At 62.8% G+C, this 16,013-nt stretch carries 15 protein-coding genes and 1 tRNA gene; 3 read left to right on the forward strand and 13 right to left on the reverse strand.

Annotated elements, in window-relative coordinates:
• Positions 1-38: 38 nt before the first annotated feature.
• Entirely contained in the window at positions 39-3,434 is a 3,396-nt protein-coding gene (locus ACR30Z_RS22015; RefSeq protein WP_434374605.1) for a pyruvate carboxylase, read from the reverse strand.
• A 303-nt stretch (positions 3,435-3,737) separates the two neighbouring features.
• On the opposite strand from ACR30Z_RS22015, the gene ACR30Z_RS22020 reads away from it, so the two are divergent.
• The gene (locus ACR30Z_RS22020) at positions 3,738-4,547 is read left to right on the forward strand and encodes a ParA family protein (protein WP_144652818.1); all 810 of its coding nucleotides are present in this window, start codon (positions 3,738-3,740) and stop codon (positions 4,545-4,547) included.
• A gap of 86 nt (positions 4,548-4,633) precedes the next feature.
• Here ACR30Z_RS22020 and ACR30Z_RS22025 read toward each other — a convergent pair whose 3' ends face one another.
• The 5 genes from ACR30Z_RS22025 to gcvH form a co-directional block, all read right to left on the reverse strand.
• On the reverse strand, positions 4,634-5,227 hold the full coding sequence (locus ACR30Z_RS22025) for a MerR family transcriptional regulator (protein ID WP_144652819.1): 594 nt from the start codon (positions 5,225-5,227) through the stop codon (positions 4,634-4,636).
• 235 nt (positions 5,228-5,462) lie between these two features.
• The gene (locus ACR30Z_RS22030) at positions 5,463-5,966 is read right to left on the reverse strand and encodes a bifunctional nuclease family protein (protein WP_144652820.1); all 504 of its coding nucleotides are present in this window, start codon (positions 5,964-5,966) and stop codon (positions 5,463-5,465) included.
• Positions 5,966-6,682 carry a transcriptional regulator FtsR gene (gene ftsR / locus ACR30Z_RS22035; RefSeq protein ID WP_434374622.1) on the reverse strand — a complete coding sequence of 239 codons (717 nt, stop codon included), beginning with the start codon at positions 6,680-6,682 and terminating at the stop codon, positions 5,966-5,968. Before ftsR ends, ACR30Z_RS22030 begins: the two co-directional genes overlap by 1 nt.
• A gap of 20 nt (positions 6,683-6,702) precedes the next feature.
• Complete coding sequence (locus tag ACR30Z_RS22040; RefSeq protein ID WP_144652821.1) at positions 6,703-7,179, reverse strand: FHA domain-containing protein; 477 nt, start codon at positions 7,177-7,179, stop codon at positions 6,703-6,705.
• Positions 7,180-7,316: 137 nt separating this feature from the next.
• On the reverse strand, positions 7,317-7,703 hold the full coding sequence (gcvH, locus tag ACR30Z_RS22045; RefSeq protein WP_144652822.1) for a glycine cleavage system protein GcvH: 387 nt from the start codon (positions 7,701-7,703) through the stop codon (positions 7,317-7,319).
• Positions 7,704-7,820: 117 nt separating this feature from the next.
• Between gcvH and ACR30Z_RS22050 the strand changes: the two genes are divergently transcribed.
• The gene (locus ACR30Z_RS22050; protein WP_144652823.1) at positions 7,821-8,402 is read left to right on the forward strand and encodes a hypothetical protein; all 582 of its coding nucleotides are present in this window, start codon (positions 7,821-7,823) and stop codon (positions 8,400-8,402) included.
• Between the two features lie 61 nt (positions 8,403-8,463).
• Here ACR30Z_RS22050 and ACR30Z_RS22055 read toward each other — a convergent pair whose 3' ends face one another.
• Positions 8,464-9,672, reverse strand: coding sequence for an MFS transporter (locus ACR30Z_RS22055; RefSeq protein ID WP_434374606.1), 1,209 nt, complete (start codon positions 9,670-9,672; stop codon positions 8,464-8,466).
• Between the two features lie 172 nt (positions 9,673-9,844).
• On the opposite strand from ACR30Z_RS22055, the gene ACR30Z_RS22060 reads away from it, so the two are divergent.
• Complete coding sequence (locus ACR30Z_RS22060) at positions 9,845-10,291, forward strand: MarR family winged helix-turn-helix transcriptional regulator (protein WP_144652825.1); 447 nt, start codon at positions 9,845-9,847, stop codon at positions 10,289-10,291.
• Between the two features lie 74 nt (positions 10,292-10,365).
• Here ACR30Z_RS22060 and ACR30Z_RS22065 read toward each other — a convergent pair.
• The 6 genes from ACR30Z_RS22065 to ACR30Z_RS22090 form a co-directional block, all read right to left on the reverse strand.
• Positions 10,366-10,442: transfer RNA gene (locus tag ACR30Z_RS22065), tRNA-Pro, on the reverse strand.
• Between the two features lie 141 nt (positions 10,443-10,583).
• A complete protein-coding gene (gene der, locus ACR30Z_RS22070; protein ID WP_144652826.1) occupies positions 10,584-12,134 on the reverse strand; it encodes a ribosome biogenesis GTPase Der in 1,551 nt (516 codons plus the stop codon).
• Between the two features lie 10 nt (positions 12,135-12,144).
• On the reverse strand, positions 12,145-12,879 hold the full coding sequence (locus tag ACR30Z_RS22075; protein WP_434374607.1) for a lysophospholipid acyltransferase family protein: 735 nt from the start codon (positions 12,877-12,879) through the stop codon (positions 12,145-12,147).
• Positions 12,869-13,582, reverse strand: a complete 714-nt coding sequence (gene cmk / locus ACR30Z_RS22080; RefSeq protein ID WP_434374608.1) for a (d)CMP kinase — start codon at positions 13,580-13,582, stop codon at positions 12,869-12,871. The genes ACR30Z_RS22075 and cmk overlap by 11 nt, the downstream gene beginning before the upstream one ends.
• Complete coding sequence (locus ACR30Z_RS22085; protein ID WP_144652829.1) at positions 13,582-14,688, reverse strand: prephenate dehydrogenase; 1,107 nt, start codon at positions 14,686-14,688, stop codon at positions 13,582-13,584. The genes cmk and ACR30Z_RS22085 overlap by 1 nt, the downstream gene beginning before the upstream one ends.
• Before the next feature lie 3 nt (positions 14,689-14,691).
• Positions 14,692-15,903 carry a pseudouridine synthase gene (locus ACR30Z_RS22090; RefSeq protein ID WP_144652830.1) on the reverse strand — a complete coding sequence of 404 codons (1,212 nt, stop codon included), beginning with the start codon at positions 15,901-15,903 and terminating at the stop codon, positions 14,692-14,694.
• Positions 15,904-16,013 lie beyond the last annotated feature (110 nt).

A 16,013-nucleotide genomic window follows, 5' to 3' on the forward strand; every position in this document is an offset into this window, starting at 1 on the left:
TCCGGAAACCGGACGGGGCACTTTTGGTTCCTGGACGGCTAGCCGATCACCAACAGCAAATCGCCGCCTTGGACCTGCTCTACCGATGAGATGGCGAGCCGCGAGACCGTGCCTGCCACCGGCGTCGTGATGGATGCTTCCATCTTCATCGCCTCAATGGTGGCAACGGTGTCGCCTACGTTGACCACATCGCCGGCCTTGACCGTCACGGTGACGGCGCCCGCGAACGGGGCTGCGACCTGACCGGGCTGAGCCGGGTCTGCCTTCTCTGCTGCCTTGACGTTGCTGACCACCGAGCGGTCGCGCACCACCACGGGACGGGACTGGCCGTTGAGCGTACACATCACCGTACGCATGCCCTTCTCGTCGGCCTCGGACACGGCCTCCAGCTGGGCAATGAGGCGGACACCCTTCTCCAGCTCGATCACGTGTTCCGCACCTTGCTGGAAACCATAGAGGTAGTCACGGGTATCAAGCACCGAGATGTTGCCGTAAGTGTCCACGCTCTTCAGGTAGTCCTTGGTGGGACCCGCGAACAGCAAGCGGTTCAGCGTGTGCTGACGGGTCTTGGAGTCGCCCTTGAGCGCAGCACTGTCTTCGGCGCTGATGTCGACGTCGCGCACCTTGACGCTGCGGCCCTGGAGGGCCTTGGTGCGGAACGGCTCAGGCCAGCCTCCGGGAGGATCACCGAGTTCACCGGAGAGGAACCCGATGACGGAGTCCGGGATGTCGTAGTTCTGAGGGTTCTCGTTGAAGTCGGCGGGGTCAGCGTTGAGCCCCACCAGGTGCAGGGCGAGATCGCCCACCACCTTGGAGGACGGGGTCACCTTGACCAGACGGCCGAGGATGCGGTCGGCCGCCGTGTACATGTCCTCGATGGCTTCGAACTGCTCGCCCAAGCCCAGCGCGATCGCCTGCTGGCGAAGGTTGGACAGCTGACCGCCCGGGATTTCATGCTGGTAGACCCGCCCTGTGGGACCGGGCAGGCCGGACTCGAAGGGCGCGTACACTCGGCGAACAGCTTCCCAGTAAGGCTCCATCGCACCGACATGGGCCAGGCTGAGGCCCGTATCGCGGGGCGTGTTGGCCAACGCTGCCACAAGGGCAGAGGCGGCCGGCTGGCTGGTGGTGCCCGCCAAAGACGCCGAGGCGACATCAACGGCATCCACGCCCGCGTCGACAGCCGCCAGGATTGTGGCCAGCTGGCCACCGGCGGTGTCGTGCGTGTGAAGGTGCACGGGGAGGTCAAAACGCTCACGCAAAGCTGTGACGAGCTTGGCAGCAGCGGCCGGACGCAACAGCCCGGCCATGTCCTTGATCGCAAGGATGTGTGCACCGGCATCGACGATCTTCTGGGCAAGCTCCAGGTAGTAGTCGAGGGTGTACAGGTCCTCGTTCGGGTCAAGCAGGTTGCCGGTGTAGCACAGGGCCACCTCGGCAACGGCTGTGCCCGTTGCACGCACGGCACGGATGGCCGGGGCCATCTGGTTCACGTCATTGAGGGCGTCAAAAATCCTGAAGATGTCGATGCCCGTGGCTGCGGCCTCATTGACGAAGGCCTCCGTCACTTCTTCCGGGTACGGCGTGTAACCCACCGTGTTGCGTCCGCGGAGGAGCATCTGGAGGCAGGTGTTGGGCAGTGCCTGGCGCAGGGCTGCCAAACGGTCCCACGGGTCTTCGCCGAGGAAGCGCAAGGCGACGTCGTAGGTTGCCCCACCCCATGCTTCAACCGAAAGAAGTTCCGGCATGAGGGCTGTGACGGCCGGGCCTGCCGCAACGAGGTCACGGGTACGGACACGGGTGGCCAGGAGCGACTGGTGCGCGTCGCGGAACGTCGTATCCGTGACGGCCACGGCCTGCTGCTCCCGAAGCGCCTTCGCAAACCCCTCAGGACCGAGTTCGATCAGCTTCTGGCGCGAACCCGAAGCTGGAACGGGCCCCTCGACGGCAGGCAGCTTGCTTGCGGGGTCCAAGTGGACAGGGAGCTCGCCGTTCGGCTTGTTCACGGTGACCTCCGCCAGCCAGGTGAGCAACTTGGTGCCGCGGTCTGCCGAGATGTGCGACTTGAGCAGCTCCGGGCGCTTGTCGATGAAGTCCGTGGCCACGTTGCCGGCGTTGAAGTCCGGGTCGGCGAGAACGGCCTGCAGGAAGGGGATGTTGGTGGACACGCCACGGATGCGGAACTCAGCCAAGCCTCGTCGTGCACGTGCCACGGCGGCCGGGTAGTCGCGGCCGCGGCACGTCAGTTTCACCAGCATGGAGTCGAAGTGCGGGCTGATCTCGGCACCCGAGTAGACCGTACCGCCGTCGAGCCGCACACCGGCACCACCGGCGGAACGGTAACCCGTGATCTTTCCGACGTCCGGGCGGAAACCGTTGGCCGGGTCTTCGGTAGTGATGCGGCACTGCAGTGCAGCGCCCTTGATGGAGACCGAATCCTGGCTCAATCCGAGGTCCGCCAGCGTCTCGCCGGAGGCAATCCGCATCTGTGCCTGCACGAGGTCGACGTCGGTGATTTCCTCGGTGACAGTATGCTCCACCTGGATGCGCGGGTTCATTTCAATGAAGACGTGCTGACCTGCGCGCTCACCCTCGGTGTCGACCAGGAACTCGACCGTTCCGGCATTGACGTAGTTCAGGGCCTTCGCGAATGCGACGGCATCACGGTAGAGGGCCTGGCGGATGTTCTCGTCCAGGTTGGGCGCCGGAGCGATTTCAACAACTTTTTGGTGGCGGCGCTGCAACGAACAGTCCCGCTCGAAGAGGTGCATGACATTGCCCTCGGCATCGGCCAGGATCTGGACCTCGATGTGGCGCGGACGCAGTACAGCCTGCTCAAGGAACATCGTGGGGTCGCCAAAGGCCGCGTCGGCCTCGCGCATGGCCGACTGCAGTGCTTCGGGGAGGGCTTCGCGCGTCTCGACGCGACGCATGCCACGGCCGCCACCGCCGGCAACAGCCTTGGCGAAGATGGGGAAGCCAATATCGTCGGCTGCTGCAATAAGTTCGTCAAGATCCTTGGACGGCTTACTCGACTTCAGGACGGGCACACCTGCCTTGCGGGCAGCTTCCAGGGCGGCAACCTTGTTGCCTGCGAGCTCAAGGACCTCGGCGGGGGGACCCACGAAAGTGATTCCCGCGGCCTTGGCGGCACGGGCAAGATCCGGGTTCTCGGAGAGGAAGCCATAGCCGGGGTAAATGGCGTCTGCGCCGGCTTCTTTGGCAACGCGGACAACCTCCTCGACGTCCAGGTAGGCGCGGACGGGGTGGCCCACCTCGCCGATCAGGTAGGCTTCGTCGGCCTTCTGCCGGTGGATCGAGTTACGGTCCTCGTGCGGAAAGACGGCTACGGTCTTGGCGCCCAGTTCATAACCAGCGCGAAACGCCCTGATCGCGATTTCGCCGCGATTGGCCACCAGAATTTTCGAAAACATACTTCTCCTGCATCATTGCGGGTGGATCGGTCGGTGGTCACAGTGTGTAGTGCCGCCAGCATCAAACACAAATCTTTGTGGCAACCATCACAAAGGAATCGTCATGTGGGCTGTATATGCGTGCGCGCGATCCGCCAGCATGCTAATGCCGACCCTTCTCTCCCTCGGCCGGGCGCGTAGAAAGCGGGAATCGACGGCGATGCACCATATGATGTTGAGGGGGCTTCGGCAAGCCCCGGCTCCGGCGCTTCCGGAGCCGAATCAGCGCGATACGGCAACCGGCGTTAGGTTTTGGGTTTTCAAGTGCAAGTAGTCAGCATCAGCAGCCTCAAAGGTGGAGTGGGAAAGACGTCCGTGACCACGGGTCTGGCGTCCGCAGCCCTCGCAGCCGGCATTCCTACTTTGGTGGTGGACCTCGATCCCCATGCCGACGCCACTACGGCCCTCGGCGTTCAGCCTGGCGGGCAACTGGACATCGGCCGCATGCTGAAAAGCCCTCGCAAGGCCAAGCTCCAGGAAAACGTGGCCGGCAGCAGCTGGGTCTCCAACGGTTCCAGTGATGGAACTTTGGATGTCGCAGTGGGTTCGGCCTTCACGGGAATCTATGACCGCCCCGACCTTGGCAAGCGCGACCTCCGCAGGCTGTCCGCCGTGCTGGCCGGTACCACCAGCTATGACCTGGTGCTCGTCGACTGCCCACCGTCCTTGAACGGGTTGACCCGGATGGCATGGAGCGCCAGCGACCGTGTAGTACTTGTCGCCGAGCCCGGACTCTTCTCAGTCGCAGGCACTGAGCGGACCATGCGCGCCATTCAGCTGTTCCGGCAGGAGTTTGCTCCCCATCTGGCCCCGGCCGGCATCGTTGCCAACCGGGTCCGCACTGGATCAGCGGAGCACACGTTCCGCCTGGCCGAGATGGAATCAATGTTCGGGGAACTGCTGCTGACCCCTCACATTCCGGAACAGGCCAATTGGCAACAGATCCAAGGCGCAGCCCATTCGGTGCACCACTGGCCTGGCGATTCCGCCAAGAACTCCGCCAAACTTTTCGATGCCCTGCTCCAGAGCCTCCTGGAAGGCCAGCCTGCATTCCGGGATCGCCGCCAGCGCTGATCACACCTTCACCGACGCACAAAGAAAGCCTCTTCCCCGCGGGGAAGAGGCTTTCTTTGAATGATCTGAAGTTCCGTGGATGGTGTTTAGCCGATGCGACGCGCTACACGGCGTTTGCTCAATTCGTCGTCCGGAAAGGACTGCTCCGCGGCGTGCTCGCTCGGAAGCGCGGCAAGGCTTCCCTCAACTTCCCGCCATACGCGCCCAACAGCGATGCCGAAAACGCCCTGTCCACCTTGCACGAGGTCGATGACTTCGTCTGCGGAGGTACATTCGTAGACGCTGGCGCCATCGCTCATGAGCGTGATCTGGGCAAGGTCTTCGACGCCCCGCTCGCGGAGGTGCTCAACGGCGGTGCGAATCTGCTGGAGGGATACCCCGGTATCGAGAAGGCGCTTGACCACCTTGAGGACCAGGATGTCGCGGAATCCATAGAGTCGCTGGGAACCGGAGCCGGCAGCACCGCGCACTGCGGGCTCCACCAAGCCGGTTCGTGCCCAATAGTCGAGTTGGCGGTACGTGATACCTGCGGCCTTGCATGCAGTAGGACCGCGGTAGCCCGCGTCCTCGTCCAGCACAGGAAGGTCCTCTGTGAAGAGTAGACCTTGGGCGCCGGATGCGGGCGCAGCCATGCTGGCAGAGGACTGCTTCAGCTCGCCTGCTTCGCCTTTCGGACTCACGTGACCTCCTTGTTCTCAGTTCCCTTGGGGACGGTGCATACCCTGATACAACGACGAAATGCAGCAGTGTAATTCCCGCAAGTCCGCACCTTCCAGTGTGACTTGCGCAGGCAGTGTATGCAACGGGAACTTGATATCTTCGACGTTAGGCCCGTGAGGCTCCGAGGTCAAAGACCTTCGCATCAAAATCCGGTCGTGTCGAAAGTTTCACCCTCAACTTTAAGCTTAGGCCAGCTCAGCCTTCGAAGTCTTCCGGCTCAACGTCATCCAGGAACTCCCGGAAGCGTCGCATTTCGCGTTCTTCGTCCACGGTGGGGTCCGGCTCGGAGTCCTCGCCTTCATCGTGCTCGGTGATACGGACGCCGGCCTCTTCCATAACGGCGTCGGCGCACCAAATACGGCATTTGGCCCGCAGTGCAAGCGCCAGCGCATCCGAAGCGCGCGAGCTGACCACTGTGCCGTCGTCGAACTGCAACTGACCGTAGAAGATGTTGTCCTCGACGGCCACGATGTTGACGCTGATAATCGAGTGGCCCAGCGATTCAACAACATCCACCAAAAGGTCGTGCGTCATCGGCCGGGGCGGGACGACACCCTGTTGGGCCAAGGCAATGGCGCTGGCCTCGGGAGTTCCGATCCAGATGGGAACGTGCCGTTCACCGTTGATTTCCCGAAGGAGTACCAGCGGTTGGTTGGACGGCAATTCGATCCGGACACCGACGATTTCGACTTCGATCATCAGCTGTCCATCCGCGAGATTCGGTCGTGAACGAGAGCCCTGTGGAGGGTGAGGCAGAGGTCGCTGATTTCCCGCGCAGCCTCGGCTGCCCTGGCCTGGGACGCAGCGTCACGCCGCGATGTCAGGGGTGCAACAGCCCTTTCCACCAAACCGAATTCCCGTTCCGCTGCGGCTTGGAAGGGACGAAGGTGCCGAGGTTCAAGGCCGTGGCCCTCCAATTGAACGCAGGCCCTGGCTACCTGGAGCGCGTGTTCATCGAATTTACCGCCGATATGGCTGATCAGCCCAAAACTCAGGAGCGACTCCAGCAACGGCACGCTGGCGCCCGACTCGGCACGCAACTGCTCTTCCGTCAGTGCGCGAGCACGTCCCTGGACTTCGGCAGCCATCTCGGCAGAAACAACCCTGGGCGACACGGAAACACCAGGGGGCAAATTGTCGGGCCGTTCTCCCCTGTCAATGGCGTCAAGGTAGTCCTTGATGACCTTGAGGGGAAGGTACTGGTCGCGCTGCAGCGCCAGGACAAAACGGAGCCGCTCAACGTCGCTGTCCACGTACTGCCTGTAGCCGGCAGGGGTCCTCTTCGGAGTGATGAGCCCCTTCTCCTCAAGGAAGCGGATTTTGGACGCAGTCATCCCGGGGAAGTCGTCGCTCAGCTGGGCAAGGACCTCACCAATGTTCAGGACCTGCGGTCCGCGCCGGTCCGGCTGGGCAATAGCCACAGGCAGTTACCCCGTCAGACTTGGCCTGCTGCGCGGACAGGGCTCAGGTAGTAGGTCAACCGGAACTTGCCGATCTGAACCTCGTTGCCGCTTTTCAGCTGCACGCGGTCAACGCGGTCATGGTTTACATACGTTCCGTTAAGGCTCCCCATGTCCACCAGTTCGAAGCCGGACGCAGACCGGAGGAACTGGACATGCTTCCGCGAAACCGTGACGTCGTCGAGGAAGATGTCCGCATCCGGGTGCCGACCAGCCGTAGTGGTGTCCGCATCCAGCAGGAACCGGGCACCGGCATTGGGCCCGCTATGGGCGATGAGCAAGGCCGAGTTCGGCGGAAGTGCTTCCACGGATGCACGCTCTTCAGGGGCCAACTTGGGTGCAACGCTTGGCTCGTCCCACGTTGGCGTGATGCTGATCGAGGTGGTCTCCGACGTCGGCTGTTCCTCCGCGCCGTTCCCGACATTGGCTTGATTCTGTTCGCCGCCAACCATGGAATTTCCTCCTCATCCGCCGGCAGTTCCAAAACCTGCCAGCCACTTCCGCATCCCGGTACCGCCGGGCAAATCGGTTGCTGGCCCGCCGTCGCGCTTTCCCGCTAAGGAAAACCAGACTGGCGGGCCAGATAACTTTAGCCTACCTGTTGTTCGTACTCCGATGCACTGAGCAGGGAATCCACTGCATCTGCTTCTGCGAGCTTTACCTCAATGAGCCAACCTTCGCCGTACGGGTCCGAGTTGATCAGGGCAGGATCAGTGTCCAGGGCGTCATTGCGATTGGTGACCTCGCCGGACACCGGGGCGTAAATGTCACTGACGCTCTTGGTGGACTCGACCTCGCCCACAACCTCATTGCCGGTGACCTTCGTCCCCGGTTCGGGCATCTGGGCATACACCACATCACCCAACGCGTCCTGCGCAAAGTCGGTAATGCCAATCCGCACTACGCCATCGGCATCTGGAGCGGTAACCCATTCGTGTTCGGCGGTGTACGAAAGTTCTTCTGGAATATTGCTCACGGGTGGCCTTTCATCGGGACAATTACGAACCTCGACGGCGGCCCACACTGTCGGCCACCGCTGAAAGTATAGGCACAATTCCCCTGCGCCTGATGGGGTCTCTGCAATGATTGACCCATGACTGAACAAGCACAAGTACCAGCTCAGAAAAAGCGCAATTGGGGCGTCAAAATTATCCTGATCCTGGTGGCATTGCTTGTCGCCGTAGCAGCCTACTTCATTCTTGGTGCCATACTTCCCCGCTGGTGGTCCGATGTCATCGCCGGCCAGATCCGTCGGGATCTCGGCGCCAGCGTCCTGGTGGGCATGTTCTACGGTTTCGTCTTCACTTTCCTTCCACTCCTGGTTGCGTGGCAGGCCACGCGCAAATCGGTGGGATGGCCGTGGAAGATCGTCATACTCCTGGTAGCCGTCGCCATCGCTACTCCGAACCTGCTCACCGCCGGCATCGTCTTCGGCAGCACGGAATCAGCCCACGCCGGGCAACGCACGCTCAGCGTCGATGCAGGATTCTTCACCACCTGGACGGCGGTTTCAGCAATCGCTGCCGTGGTGGTCTTCATTGCGGTTACCGTACTCTGGGCGCTCTGGCGGCGGCGTGGCAAGCAAATGAAGGTACTGAGGCAAGCAGAAAACGAACGCATCAGGGCTGCGAAAACCGCAGAGGCGGAACGGCAGGACCCCACACCGAACGTTTAATAGGCGAAAGCCCGCCGCGGACATGGTCCGCGGCGGGCTCCTTCGTTCAGGCAGCCCATCGTCAGGCGACAGGCGCCTCGCGCGGTTCGCGTTCGACGTCGGACATTGCGGCGGGCGTCCCGCCTCCCCTGCGCTTTGCTGCTGCAGCCGCTGCCAGCATGACCAGCAGTGCGGCAACGGTAATGCCTGCCCCGGCCCAGATGGGCGAGGTGTAGCCCAGGCCGGCGGTAATGGTCACCCCGCCAAGCCAGGCTCCCAGCGCATTACCCAGGTTGAAGGCACCGATGTTCGCACCGGAAGCCAACGTTGGGGCAGTGGACGCAAAGTGCATGACCCGCATCTGCAACCCCGGAACCGTGGCAAAGCCAAAACCACCCATCAAGGCAAGCGAGATCAATGTGGCAGTACTGTTGCCCGCGGTAAGGGCGAAGAAGACCAGCACCACCACAAGGCCGGCGAGGATGACAATAAGGGTCTTATCCAGGGCCTTGTCGGCAGCCCTGCCACCGAGGAAGTTTCCAACGAATAGACCGCCACCAAAGAGCACCAGAAGCCACGGAACTGCGCTGGACTCGAATCCGGAAACCTCAGTGAGGGTGAAAGCAATATAGGTGAAGGCGCCGAACATGCCGCCAAAGCCGAGGATGGTCACGATGATGGACAGCCATACTTGGCCGGACTTGAAGGCGCCCAGCTCGCTGCGAAGACCCTTGGCGGGCTCAGTGCTGGCTTTGGGGACCATGAGTGCGATGCCAAGCAGCGCGACTACGCCGATTGCGGTGATGGCCCAGAACGTGGAACGCCAGCCAAAGTTCTGGCCGAGCAGGGTTCCGAACGGCACACCCAGCACATTGGCCGCAGTAAGCCCCGTGAACATAATGGCGATGGCACCGGCCTTCTTGTGGGCGGGTACGAGGCTGGCAGCAACGACCGAGCCGATGCCGAAGAAGGCACCGTGGCACAGTGCTGCAACGATGCGACCGATCAACATGGCTGTGTAAGTATCGGCAATCGCCGAAAGGAAGTTGCCGGCAATAAAGAGAACAAGCAGGCCGATAAGGACCGGCTTGCGAGGCAGCCGGGTGACCGCGGCCGTCACCAGGAGGGCGCCAACGGTGACACTCAGGGCATAGCCGGAGATGAACCAGCCAGCTGAAGCCTCGCTGACCTGGAAGTCGGCAGCAACTTCCGGCAAGAGGCCCATGATCACGAATTCAGTCAGTCCGATGCCGAATCCGCCGAGGGCAAGGGCAATCAACCCTGCGGGCATGTGGAGCTCCTTAATTGATGGTTCCACGGAAAGTGGAAGTGCGCCGCCGGGAACCGTAGAATAATAGTTGCAGACGCTCTATATATAGTTGCACACGCTACATACTTGCGCAAGCAACTACTTTGTGGACGCGTCGCGATTTATCCGAAAACAAGGCAGGAGCACAGCAGACATGGGCATCAAGGATGACGCCGTAGAAGTACGGGCACAGGGTTGGCGAACCCTTGCGGCCCTGCACGGAAGCATCGAGGCGGAACTGGAGAAGGCACTCCAGTCCTCCAGCGACCTGTCTGTAGTTGAGTACACCGTGCTGGATGCACTGAGCCGCCAGGACGGCTGGCACATGCGGATGCAGCAACTGGCCCGCGCCACCGCACTTTCCAGCAGCGCCACCACCCGCCTGGTCAACCGACTCGAAGACCGGGGGCTGCTCACCCGGATCCTGTGCGCTGATGACCGGCGTGGCATCTACACCGAGCTCACGGCAGCGGGCCAGAAGCTCCTCGAAGCTGCCAAGCCGGTCCATGACGAGACCTTGGCGTCAGCCCTTGACGCCGCCGAGTCCGTGCCTGAGCTCGAGCCGCTGGTGAGGGCGCTCGGCGCACTGCAGAAGGTCTAGCCAAATCCCGGACCCGCCCGGGCATTAACGACCAAAGGCCGGAATCCCGCGTTTCCGCGTGATTCCGGCCTTTATGGTCGGGCTGACAGGATTTGAACCTGCGACCCCTTGACCCCCAGTCAAGTGCGCTACCAAGCTGCGCTACAGCCCGCTGGTTCCACCGTTCTCCGCCTAAGTTTTCCTCCGAAGAGTCCCACCTAAGCAGTCCGGCCGAACCACCTCCAAAAGCTTACACGAAGTTGGAGGCTGCCAACGCCATCTCAGCCAAACTCCGCTGTGATGCCCGTCTCAGTTAGCGCTTCTTGCCACGCTTCTCGCGTACGCGCATGTTGACCTCGATGGGAGTGCCCTCGAAGCCGAAGGTTTCGCGGAGGCGACGCGTGATGAAGCGTCGGTATCCCGGGTCCAGGAAGCCAGTGGTGAACAGCACGAATTTCGGCGGTCGGCTGGATGCCTGGGTGCCGAAGAGAATGCGGGGCTGCTTTCCACCACGGACGGGGTGCGGGTGCGCTGCAACCAGCTCGCCCAGGAACGCGTTGAGGCGTCCGGTGGGGATACGGCGGTCCCAGCTCTCCAAAGCAATATCCAGCGCAGGGACCAAACGGTCCTTGTGCCAGCCGGTCTTGGCCGAGATGTTGACGCGGGGAGCCCATTCGACGTGGGCCAGGTCCTGCTCGATTTCCCGTTCGAGGTAACGGCGACGTTCGTCGTCCAGCAGATCCCATTTGTTGAACGCGAGCACCAGCGCTCGGCCGGACTCAATCGCCAACTGCAGGATGCGGACATCCTGCTCGCTCAGGACTTCGTCGACGGCAAGAAGCACGACGGCGACCTCCGCCTTCTCGAGCGCGGCCTGCGTACGCAGGGATGCGTAGAAGTCGGCACCCTGTGCCATGTGCTGGCGGCGGCGGATACCCGCGGTGTCAACGAAGCGCCAAGTGCGGTCACCGAGTTCGATGAATTCATCGACGGGGTCGCGCGTGGTGCCGGCCAGCGGATCCACCACGACGCGCTCGGAGCCAGCGAGCTTGTTCAGCAGCGAGGACTTGCCAACGTTGGGGCGGCCGATCAGGGCGATACGTCGAGGACCACCTGAGCGCTCCACGCCTTCCACCAACGAGTACTCGGGAAGGGTGTCCATGACGTGGTCGAGGAGGTCGGCCACGCCGCGGCCGTGGAGTGCCGAAACAGGGTACGGCTGGCCGAAGCCGAGGCCCCACAATGCTGCGGAGTCCGCTTCCTGTGCGAAGTCGTCCACCTTGTTGGCCACCATGATGACCGGTTTCTTGCTCTTGCGGAGCATCTTCATGACGCCCTCATCCGTGGCGGTAGCGCCGACGGCGGAGTCCACCACGAAGAGAACAGCGTCAGCGAGCTCCACGGCCATCTCGGCCTGCTCGGCCACGCGGGCGTGGATGCCCCGGGCATCGTGTTCCCATCCACCAGTGTCAACCAGGGTGAAGTTGCGTCCGTTCCAGCGGGCGGAATACATGACACGGTCGCGGGTAACACCCGGGGTGTCTTCCACTACTGCCTCGCGGCGGCCCAGGATGCGGTTCACCAGGGTGGACTTGCCCACGTTCGGACGACCGATGATGGCCAGGACGGGGTCAAGCTTGAGGGGACCTTCGTCGCCTTCATCGCCGTACTCGCCGCTGAGCAGTGCAGCATCTTCGTCGTCGAGGTCGTAGTCGTCCAGGCCCGCGCGAAGGGTGGCGGCTCGGAGCTCGGCCTCGTCATCGTCCAGGGCAGCCAGGTTTTCAGCCACCTGGTCGGTGCCGGTGGGCGTGTATTCGTCGTCGCCGGCTCCGTGGAGGCCGGATTTTTGAGTCGTATCGCTCATTGCACTTTCCTTAGTGGTGGTCTGCCGGCGTCCCGGCTACTGCTGATTGGCGGTGCTGCGGAGTGGATGGTCCGGGCGCAGGCTCCGAGGGAAGGCCCTGGCCTGTGGCCCGGATGGCGCCCTGGACATGTTCTGCCAGGGCTGCACGGATCTCCGCAGCCGCCCTGTCCATTGAAACACGCCCGGGTTCGCCCTTCCGGCGCTTCACCGTGATGGGTTCGCCGAAGCTGACATACAGCTTTCGGCGTGGTGTTGGAATATGGTCTCGATGCTCGTCGCCCTGACGGGTTCCAAGGATGGCGACAGGTATGACGGTTGCTCCTGAGTTGAGGGCGAGCCAGGCAACTCCGGAACTGATACTCGCCGCTGCGCCACTCCCCCGGGTCCCTTCCGGCAGAATTCCGACGCAACGGCCGGCGTCGAGCAGTTTCTTGCCGGTATGCAGTGCGGTGCGGTCACCGGTCCGGTCCACCGGAATTTGGCCGGAGCCCCGGAGGACCTTGCCCAGGAAGCCTTTGAACATCTCTTTCTTGACCAAAATGTGCATGGGGCGCGGCGAAGCGCCGAACATCACTGGTCCATCCAGGAAGCTGATGTGGTTTCCGGCGAAAACCACCGGCCCGGCGGCGGGCACGTTGCTTTTGCCCGTCACCGCTGTCCGATAGATGACGTGGTCCAGGATCCACCCGACCGGCCGGCTCCACAGACGGGTCCACTCAGCCGGTAGCTGATTCTCAGTCCCCATAGATGACCTTGCTGACGATCGCCAGAGCGGTATCCACGGTTTCTTCGAAGTTGAGGTCCGAGGAATCGAGTGTCACCACGCCGTCGGCTGCTTGCGTAAAGTTCACCACCGTGGAGTCCTTGGCATCGCGCTGGATGACCTGGGCGGCGAGCTGTTCCTTGCTTTGGGTGCCGCCCAACTGGATTCCGCGACGCCGGAGCCTGGCTTCCTCACTGGCGGTCAGGAGCATGCGGACCTCGGCATTGGGAGCGACGACGGTGGTGATGTCGCGTCCTTCCACCACCATGCGGTGGTGGTGCTGGTCGACCAGCTCGCGCTGACGTCGGATCAGCTCGGTACGGGCGCCGAGGGTGGTGGCCACTGCACTCACCGACGAAGAGATCAACGGATCCCGGATTTCGTCCGTGATGTCTGTTCCATCAACAGCAACGTACTCCGTGGCCGTGGTGGTGCTGATCTCCAAAGGCATGGTCTTGGAGGCCTGTTCCACCGCAGCACCATCTTGGAGGTCGACGCCGGTCTTGAGGCAATACCACGTCAGGGCGCGGTACATCGCACCGGTGTCGAGGTACGCCAGCTTCAAGCGTCTGGCGACTTCCTTGCTGACACTGGACTTTCCCGATCCTGACGGGCCGTCGATCGCAATCACGAGCGGCTTGCCGGGACGGGCGACTGTCTCCGGTCCAAAAAATTCACGCGTCATTACTGGAGTACCCGCCATCCACGGTCAGTCAAAGCTTCAACAAGGAGGTCATGCTTGCTGGGAAGGACGGAAAGCTCCACCATGCCCACGTTTTGTCCCGACGAATGGTCGAGGCGAAGGTCTTCGACGTTGACGCCGATCTCACCGATCTCCGTGAGGAGGTGTGCGATCTGGCCCGGCTTGTCATCCACCAGGATGGTGAGCCACGAGTATGCCTGCGGAGGTCCGCCGTGCTTGCCGGGGATCCTTGCCTGGCCTGCATTGCCTTCACTGATCAGCTGTGCAAGGTCAAGCCGTGCACCGGGTGCCAACGGTTCTTCCAGCGTGCCGATCAAACGATTCAGGTCCTCGCGGACACCGTGCAGGATGGACACTACCTTTTCGGCATTGCCACCCAGGATCTGCACCCAGAGGGTGGGATCGCTGGCTGCGATACGGGTGGTGTCACGGAGTCCGTTGCCTGCCAAGGAGAGAGCGTGCAGAGGTGTACCCTGCAAGCGGCTCGCCAGAAGCGAGGACATGATTTGCGGCAAATGCGATACCAGCGCCACAGCTTCATCGTGCTCGTCCGCGGTGAACTGCGAAACGATCGCCCCAAGGTCCCCCGCCAGTGAACGCGCAGTTTGGACGGCGTCGCCCGCGGTTTCCTCCGACGGGCAGACCACCCACGGCATCGAAGTGAAAAGTTCACCCCTGGCCGCGACAGGGCCGGACTTTTCCCGGCCTGCCATCGGATGCGTTCCCACGTATCGGGACAGATCCACGCCACGTTCGCGCAACTGCGCCTGGATGGTCGCTTTGACGCTGGCAATGTCCACCACGACGGCGGAAGGGTAGTCCGCCAGGGCTTTCTCCACGACGTCGGACGTGACATCCGGCGGAGCGGCAACGACTACCAACTGGGGTTCTTCGTCCAGCTCCGCCAGAGGCCGACCCGCACCGATATCCACCGCGACCGCCTGATTGGTGGGCGAAGGATCGGAAAGGAACACCGGAACCCCGCGTCCGCGCAGGCCGAGGCCGATGCTGGCCCCAAGCAAGCCTGTACCGAGAACGACGACCGGGCCATCAAGATGGCCCCGGCCGTGCGTACCGAATGCCGACATGCCTTAGAGCCCCACAGATGCCAGGAGGTGTCCGACTTCCTGCCTGCCAAGGTTGCGGATGCTGCCCTGGCGCTGGTCGCCCAAGCCAATGGGACCGACCTTGACGCGGACAAGCCGCTCTACCGGGAACCCGACGGCGTCAAACATACGGCGCACAATGCGGTTCTTGCCCGAGTGCAGGACGACCTCGATGAGGACGTGGCCCGGGGTGGAATCAACCAAACGGAAGGAGTCCACGGCAGCTACGCCGTCTTCAAGCTCGACGCCGTTCTTCAGCTTTGCGCCCACGCCCTGCGGGAACGGGCCACGCACCTGGACGAGGTACGTCTTGGGTACCTCATACGAAGGATGCGTCAGCCGGTTGGCGAGTTCGCCGTCGTTCGTCAGCAGCAGCAGTCCCTCGGTAGCGACGTCCAAGCGGCCGACGTGGAACAGGCGTTCGCCCTTGTTCTTGTTGTTCTTGAGGAAGTCGCTGATGCACGGGCGGCCTTCGGGGTCTTCCATGGTGGAAACGACGCCCTTGGGCTTGTTGAACACCATGTAGACGAGGGTCTCGTCCAGCTGGATCCGGATGCCGTCCACGTGGATCACGGCGGACGTCGGATCTACGCGCATGCCCAGTTCAGTGGTGACCTGGCCATCGACCTCGACGCGGCCTTCGAGGATCATTTCCTCGCAGACGCGGCGGGAAGCCACGCCGGCCTGGGCCATGACCTTCTGCAGGCGGACGCCGTCGACATCGTGAAGATCAGACTGCGGGACCTCCTGGCGCGGACCCCGATTGCGGCCCGGCTTGCGGATGGGACCAAGGTTCTGGCCGAAGCGTTCGCTTCCGAAGGCTTTGGAGCCGTACTGCTTGGCCGGCTTTGCCTTGGGCTTCAGCGCGCCCGGCGTGCCGGGGGCCTTGCCAAAGCCGGGCTTGTTGGAGCCGGGCTTACGGAAAGGCTTGGCCGGCCTGGCGGCCTGGCCGCGATCGTAGTCGCCGGCCGACGTGGGGTTATCGGGATCGAAAGGTGCCGCTTCGCGAGGCTTGGAAGCCTTGAAGGGGCGACCCTCGCCCTGGGGAAAGTTGCGCTTTCCAGCGCCGGCGCTGCCGCCGCGGCCGGAGAAGCCGCCGGCGTTGGAGCGGCCCGTGCCGCCCCTGGCCTCATTGCGTCCAGAACTGTTGCGTCCCGAACCGTTACGTGGTGAACTCTGGCGTCCCGCCTGTGTCATGACCCGTCCTAGTGTAGTAATGGCAGGCATTTGGTGTTGAAATCAACACTAGCCAGCCGGGCAGACATCGTCTGCCCCTTGTCGCTGTGCACCCCTGAAAGGTGCCGTGA

The sequence above is a fragment of the Paenarthrobacter sp. FR1 genome (genome assembly GCF_051106045.1).
Lineage (GTDB): Bacteria > Actinomycetota > Actinomycetes > Actinomycetales > Micrococcaceae > Arthrobacter > Arthrobacter nitroguajacolicus_A.

Excerpts from the sequence above, each read along its gene's own strand:
- ACR30Z_RS22015 (WP_434374605.1), bottom strand. The coding sequence starts at position 3,434 with ATGTTTTCGAAAATTCTGGTGGCCAATCGCGGCGAAATCGCGATCAGG.
- ACR30Z_RS22030 (WP_144652820.1), bottom strand. The coding sequence starts at position 5,966 with ATGATCGAAGTCGAAATCGTCGGTGTCCGGATCGAATTGCCGTCCAAC.
- ACR30Z_RS22040 (WP_144652821.1), bottom strand. The coding sequence starts at position 7,179 with ATGGTTGGCGGCGAACAGAATCAAGCCAATGTCGGGAACGGCGCGGAG.
- ACR30Z_RS22050 (WP_144652823.1), top strand. The coding sequence starts at position 7,821 with ATGACTGAACAAGCACAAGTACCAGCTCAGAAAAAGCGCAATTGGGGC.
- ACR30Z_RS22055 (WP_434374606.1), bottom strand. The coding sequence starts at position 9,672 with ATGCCCGCAGGGTTGATTGCCCTTGCCCTCGGCGGATTCGGCATCGGA.
- ACR30Z_RS22060 (WP_144652825.1), top strand. The coding sequence starts at position 9,845 with ATGGGCATCAAGGATGACGCCGTAGAAGTACGGGCACAGGGTTGGCGA.
- der (WP_144652826.1), bottom strand. The coding sequence starts at position 12,134 with ATGAGCGATACGACTCAAAAATCCGGCCTCCACGGAGCCGGCGACGAC.
- ACR30Z_RS22075 (WP_434374607.1), bottom strand. The coding sequence starts at position 12,879 with ATGGGGACTGAGAATCAGCTACCGGCTGAGTGGACCCGTCTGTGGAGC.
- cmk (WP_434374608.1), bottom strand. The coding sequence starts at position 13,582 with ATGACGCGTGAATTTTTTGGACCGGAGACAGTCGCCCGTCCCGGCAAG.
- ACR30Z_RS22085 (WP_144652829.1), bottom strand. The coding sequence starts at position 14,688 with ATGTCGGCATTCGGTACGCACGGCCGGGGCCATCTTGATGGCCCGGTC.
- ACR30Z_RS22090 (WP_144652830.1), bottom strand. The coding sequence starts at position 15,903 with ATGACACAGGCGGGACGCCAGAGTTCACCACGTAACGGTTCGGGACGC.